The 5,640-nt window shown below is 36.6% G+C and carries 7 protein-coding genes and 1 tRNA gene (1 of these 8 cut by a window edge); 2 read left to right on the top strand and 6 right to left on the bottom strand.

Features of this window, described 5'->3' with window-relative positions; translation table 11 throughout:
• Positions 1-50 precede the first annotated feature (50 nt).
• Together AWW78_RS03135 and AWW78_RS03130 are read left to right on the top strand one after the other, a co-directional pair.
• Positions 51-1,721 (top strand): putative ABC transporter permease subunit, encoded by a 1,671-nt coding sequence (locus tag AWW78_RS03135; RefSeq protein ID WP_047134173.1) that lies wholly within the window; start codon positions 51-53, stop codon positions 1,719-1,721.
• Between the two features lie 59 nt (positions 1,722-1,780).
• Positions 1,781-1,854 (top strand) — tRNA-Arg (locus AWW78_RS03130).
• Positions 1,855-1,870: 16 nt separating this feature from the next.
• On the opposite strand, the gene AWW78_RS03125 is transcribed toward AWW78_RS03130, so the two are convergent.
• The 6 genes from AWW78_RS03125 to gpmI form a co-directional block, all read right to left on the bottom strand.
• Positions 1,871-2,206: a metal-sulfur cluster assembly factor gene (locus AWW78_RS03125; protein ID WP_047134172.1), complete on the bottom strand. Its 336-nt coding sequence runs from the start codon at positions 2,204-2,206 to the stop codon at positions 1,871-1,873.
• 57 nt (positions 2,207-2,263) lie between these two features.
• A complete protein-coding gene (locus AWW78_RS03120) occupies positions 2,264-2,791 on the bottom strand; it encodes a hypothetical protein (RefSeq protein ID WP_176693924.1) in 528 nt (175 codons plus the stop codon).
• A gap of 2 nt (positions 2,792-2,793) precedes the next feature.
• Positions 2,794-3,903 carry an ABC transporter ATP-binding protein gene (locus AWW78_RS03115; RefSeq protein WP_047134170.1) on the bottom strand — a complete coding sequence of 370 codons (1,110 nt, stop codon included), beginning with the start codon at positions 3,901-3,903 and terminating at the stop codon, positions 2,794-2,796.
• An 18-nt stretch (positions 3,904-3,921) separates the two neighbouring features.
• Entirely contained in the window at positions 3,922-5,202 is a 1,281-nt protein-coding gene (gene aroA, locus AWW78_RS03110; RefSeq protein ID WP_047134169.1) for a 3-phosphoshikimate 1-carboxyvinyltransferase, read from the bottom strand.
• 88 nt (positions 5,203-5,290) lie between these two features.
• Positions 5,291-5,515: a hypothetical protein gene (locus AWW78_RS03105; RefSeq protein WP_047134168.1), complete on the bottom strand. Its 225-nt coding sequence runs from the start codon at positions 5,513-5,515 to the stop codon at positions 5,291-5,293.
• 32 nt (positions 5,516-5,547) lie between these two features.
• Positions 5,548-5,640: the 3' end of a 2,3-bisphosphoglycerate-independent phosphoglycerate mutase gene (gpmI, locus tag AWW78_RS03100; protein ID WP_047134167.1), read on the bottom strand. 1,467 nt of this gene lie beyond the right edge of the window; only the last 93 of its 1,560 coding nucleotides appear in the window; the start codon falls outside the window, past its right edge; it ends in the stop codon at positions 5,548-5,550.

Raw genomic sequence — 5,640 nt, 5'->3', positions numbered from 1 at the left:
TCTCTCTTCATTGAACTAACGAAAAGCGAAAGTTAAATTTTTTAATAGAAATGCGGGAAATTTTTTTCATCTTGAAATTTAAACTTCTTTTTATTTTTAAAACCGCTCTTGATTCAAAGTGGGGCGCTGTTTTAAAAGAACTTGCATCAGTAGCCGTTTTCACGGGGTTTGCACTATCGACTTTCATTTCTTCAAACTACGCAACCGCATATCTTTTATCTGAGGCTAAAATTGGACTTTTTCTTTTTCATAGAATCTTATCAATGTTGCTTTTCATCCTGTTCGTTCTCGTCAGCTTGGGAAATATGATCGTTGCGTATTCCACACTTTACAAAAGTAAAGATATTGAATTTTTCCTTACAACACCGATAAAACCGATAAAAATTTACACTGTTAAGTTTCTTGACAATTTCTTTTATAGCTCGTCAACCATGTTCATCTTTATTTTTTCAATTTTGCTTGGCTATGGAAGTTATCTTGGAAAGCCGTTGCATTTTTATCTTTTTTCATTCTTCGGTGTTATAGTCCCATTTATGCTTATGTCTGCATCTCTTAGCATAATAATTCTGATGCTAATCTTAAAACTGTCGAAAAAAATTGATATAAGGAGACTTATTTTTCTCGCTGGTTTAACTTATGCGGTTTGCATTTATCTTTATTTTAAGAGCACGAATCCGACGAAATTGTTCACAGAGGTAATGAAGTATTATCCATACATTGATCAATATTTTGCGCAACTTGATCCATCACTTGCCCTTTACCTTCCCAACCATTGGGTTGCCGAGATATTTTATTTTAGTGTACGTGAAAACTCTGAGATGGTTTTAAAATATTTTCTAATTTTAATATCAGCAACCATTGGAATGCTGTTGATCAACTTTAGCGTTGCACGAAAACTTTACTTTGAAACACTTTTCATCGCTTTCGATTTAAAAAATAAGTTCAGGAAAAAATTTGAACCAGAATTTTTGAAATTTGAAAAGAAATCAATATTTCATCCGCAGATAGAGGTTCTCATGAAGCGTGATTTAAAAATGTTTCTAAGGGAACCAAGCCAATGGGTTCACTTTTTAATAATGGTCTTGCTTGTTTTGATATTTATTTGGAGCTTAATTAACATGCGACTTTACAGAGTTGAAACCCAACTTCTATCCCTTGCCTTTGCATCTATCTTTTCGTTTAACATCTTTTTGATCGCTTCAATTGTGATTCGTTTTGTTTACCCCTTAATCTCACTTGAAGGTATGGGCTACTGGACGATTAGGTCATCCCCTGTTAAATTAACACGGCTTTACATTCATAAATTTATAATCTCGTTCTTTCCGATTTTGATAGTTTCCGAAGCGATATCATACTTTTCCGTCTTTCCATTTGGCAAAGATCGAAACATTGGGCTTTTAATGGCTATTATTTCGCTTTTCATTGCGTTAACTTATGTGTCGCTTGGACTTGGGATGGGAGGATATTTCGCAAATTACACCGAAAAAAGCCCAGTTCGCATAGCTTCGTCAAGGGGGGCGACAATCACACTTCTGCTTGGGCTTGTACTAATTTCAATTTTTATGGGAATTATATTCGTTCCAATAACTTTTTATTTTCAATCTTTAAAATTTAACACGGAATTCTTCACATCGGCAATTTTAGGGGCACTTTTTACATCAATTGCAATTTCAGTGCCGTTCAACTTGCTTGGTTTAAAAAGCATGAAGAGGGATTTTTGATGGGTTTCAACAAAAAATTTGAAAGAAAAAATTTTTATTCGTATATTTAAAATGCACTTGCGCCCGTAGCTCAACTGGATAGAGCGTCTGGCTACGGACCAGAAGGTTGGGGGTTCGAGTCCCTCCGGGCGTGCTAAAATTAACTTAATCTATTTTTCCTCTCCCCCTTCACCTGCTGATAATCCTAAATCACCGAAGAGCATCATTCTTGCCTTTTCAGACATCATGCTTGGATTCCATCTCGGTTCCCATACGACGACAACATCAGCATCTTTTACACCTGGGATCTGAAGCAACCTTTCACGCACCTGTTGACTTATGAATGTATGAGCAGGGCAACCAGGAGCCGTAAGGGTCATCTTAACTCCAACCCAATCATCAATGATTTTAACTTCATATACAAGCCCAAGATCAACTATATTTATCGGAATTTCAGGATCATAGCATTCCCTGAGAGCTTCATATACCTGTTCTTCTGTTACCATGGTTCTTAACTAATTTTGTTTTTCTTAAATATAGCAATCCGATGGGACTTTTGAAAATTATTTACCCTTTCTCTTTTTCTTTTCGGGCTTCACCGTTGTCTCATAGAGTTCAAGTTTCTCAAGCATTTGAATCGTTTTATTTATCTGGTCGCGAAGCTCCGTAAATGAAGAGATGATTTTATTTATTTCATCATGCGGCAAATCTGTTTCCGTCGAAACTTTTGCAAGCAAACTCTCCAAACCAACTCTCATTTTATTATAACTTTTTAAAAATGCTTCCTTAAGTAATTTAGGAGTCAATTTAACGGAGCGAAATTTAACCCTTGGACCCGTGCCATAAATCCCAACCTGCATAAGAATCTTCTCAACGCTTTCAGGAAGATCATAGTGAGATGTCCCAATAGATTCAATCACTTCAAACTTTCTGCTTCTTTTCAACATATTTACAAAATCTAAAAAGGAAGGAAGTGGCGTGGTTTTATAATGGTATTTTATAGTCAAATAAATTTTTCTCGCTGGAACAAGAATTTCATCATCTTTAGAAATTATCTCTTCAACTATTTTCATTAATTTTCTGGACGACATCTTTACCTATATAAAATAGATTCTTCGGTATCTTTATCAAAGAAATGTGCTTTCCTTACATCAATCACAAGCTCTTTATAAATTCCAGTTTGTGGTTCTTCATGAGCAGGAATTCGAGCGACACATTGAGCCGTTGCTGTTGCAAAATAAAGATAAACTTCATTTCCCATCGGCTCAACAACATCTACAAAAACATTTACTCTTTCACCGCTTGGCACTTGAGTATAAATTGGGTCATATATATGCTCAGGTCTTATCCCTAAGATCACATCCTTGCCGACATAATTTTTTAGTTTGTCATGATATTCTTGTGGTATCGATAATCTAAGTCCATTGTTATTTTCGATAAATTTTAAGCCATCTTCGTGAACTATTTTCCCTTCAAGGAAGTTCATCGATGGACTGCCGATGAAACCTGCAACGAACTTATTTTTTGGGAAGTTGTAAAGATTTAAAGGTGTATCTATTTGCTGTATTATTCCATCTTTCATAACCACAATTCTATCCCCCATCGTCATCGCTTCAACTTGATCATGCGTTACATAAATCATGGTTGCGCCAAGTTTTTGGTGAAGTTTTGAAATTTCCGTTCTCATCTGAACTCTAAATTTTGCATCAAGATTGCTAAGGGGCTCATCAAAAAGAAAAACCTTTGGATTTCTAACAATAGCTCTTCCAACTGCAACGCGTTGTCTTTGACCCCCGGAAAGCTCCTTTGGTTTCCGATCAAGTAAATGTTCAATGTTTAAAATCCTGGCTGCTTCTTTAACTCTTTTGTCGATTTCGCTTTTGGGATATTTACGAAGTTTCAAACCGAAAGCCATATTTTCATAAACCGTCATATGCGGATAAAGGGCGTAATTCTGAAAAACCATCGCTATATCCCTATCCTTCGGTGGGATGTCGTTGACAATTTTGTTATCAATGTAAATATATCCACTTGTGACATCCTCAAGTCCTGCTATCATTCTCAAAGTTGTGGTTTTGCCGCAGCCAGATGGTCCGAGGAGAACCATAAATTCACCATCTTTAACTTCAAATGTTGCGTCCTTCACTGCAACAACATTATTGGGGTAAATTTTGCTTACATTTTCAAGTTTAACCTCCGCCATCCTGTTTACACCTCCTGATTATGATTGGATATTTTTTAAAATTTCGTAAAAATTTGGAAAAGAAATTTTCACACATTCAGGGTCATCTATAACCGTCTCACCCTCAGCAATTAAACCAGCTATTGAAAAAGCCATGGCAATTCTATGATCGTTGAAAGTTTGAATTAAGGTGCCCTTAAGCTTTTTTCTCCCCTCAAAAGAAAATCCATCATCATATTCTTCAACATCAACTCCCATATTTCTGAGATTGCTGACAATTGCCTTTATTCTATCGCTTTCTTTGTTTCTTAAATCACCCGCATCCCGAACTTCAAAAACCCCTTCAGCAACTGTCCCAGCAATTGCAAGTACGGGAATCTCATCAATTATGCTCGGTATCAAGTCACCTGAAAGAGTTAGGTTTTTAAGATTTATTTCTTTTCCGGACTTTACAATCACATCTCCGAGTTGTTCATTTGCTACTTCCCTAACATTTTCAAGTTCAATCACTGCACCCATTTTTCTAAGAACATCTATAAAACCAGTTCGCGTTGGATTTAAGCTCACATTTTTCACAACTACATAAGAATTCGGAATGATTGAAGCAGCAACAATAAAGAATGCGGATGATGATATATCTCCGGGAATTAAGTAATACTTATTTTCAATTTTTATCCCCGGCTCAACCTCAATTATTTTTTTGCCATTTTCGGATGATACTTTTAAACCAAGTAATCTTTCTGTATGATCTCTTGTTTGAATTTTTTCTATGATCTTAGTTTTACCTTCGGCATGAAGCCCGGCGAATATGATGCAAGATTTCACTTGTGCGCTTGGAAATTCAAGTTCATATTCGATTGAATTTAGATTTTCGACAGCATAAATTTTCAACGGTGCTGTGCCGTTTCCAGTCGCCTCAATTTTTGCCCCCATCATTCTAAGTGGTTTGATAATTCTCATCATTGGACGCCTGCGTAGGGAATCATCACCGGTTATTTCAGAATTAAAATTTTGTCCAGCAAGTATGCCCGAAAGAAGGCGAATCGTCGTTCCCGAATTCCCGGCATAAAGAGTTGAATTTGGCTTTTGGAAATTTTTAAAACCTCTGCCTTTTATCTTTAGTTTTTCCGAGAGCTCAATATCAACACCGAGTTCTTCAAGGCAAGCTAATGTTCGCAATGTATCATCAGATATAAGAAAGTTTTCAATGATGTTTTCCCCGTTTGAAAGCGCAGAGATAAGTGCTACGCGATGAGAAATTGATTTATCGCCAGGGGAATGAATTATCCCTGTAACTTTGCTTGCTTTTTTAATTTTCACTTGTCTTAAAATCCATATTTGTAACTTAACACAAAGATAAAAACAAAGGGGTTGCTAACGCAACCCCTTTAGTAAATCACATCAAGATTTAACTTCCAGTTTCACCTGCACCTCCGGCGGCTTCCTCAACAGCTTCTTCCTTCTTTTCTGATATCCCCAATTTTGCCTCCAGAGCCTCTACCCTTTTAACAAGATCCTCAACTTGCTGTTGTAAAGATTTAAACTTCGTGTCAACATAGTTTTTTGAAACACCACCCGCCTTAGCCGGGGCTTTCTTGGCAGGCTTTTTTGCTGCTTTCTTTGCCTTCGCCATATTAACGCCCTCCTAATTAGTTTTGATTTAAATTACTTTGCAAAATACGGCACTTTCTCAAGCAATAAAATTTCTCCATCCATTTCCGGCGGAATCGGAAGATTCATGATGGTAAGTATCGTCGG

Source organism: Candidatus Kryptonium thompsonii (assembly GCF_001535985.1).
Classification (GTDB): Bacteria; Bacteroidota; Ignavibacteria; order Kryptoniales; family Kryptoniaceae; genus Kryptonium; species Kryptonium thompsonii.
This window is presented reverse-complemented; position numbering and strand designations above follow the sequence as displayed.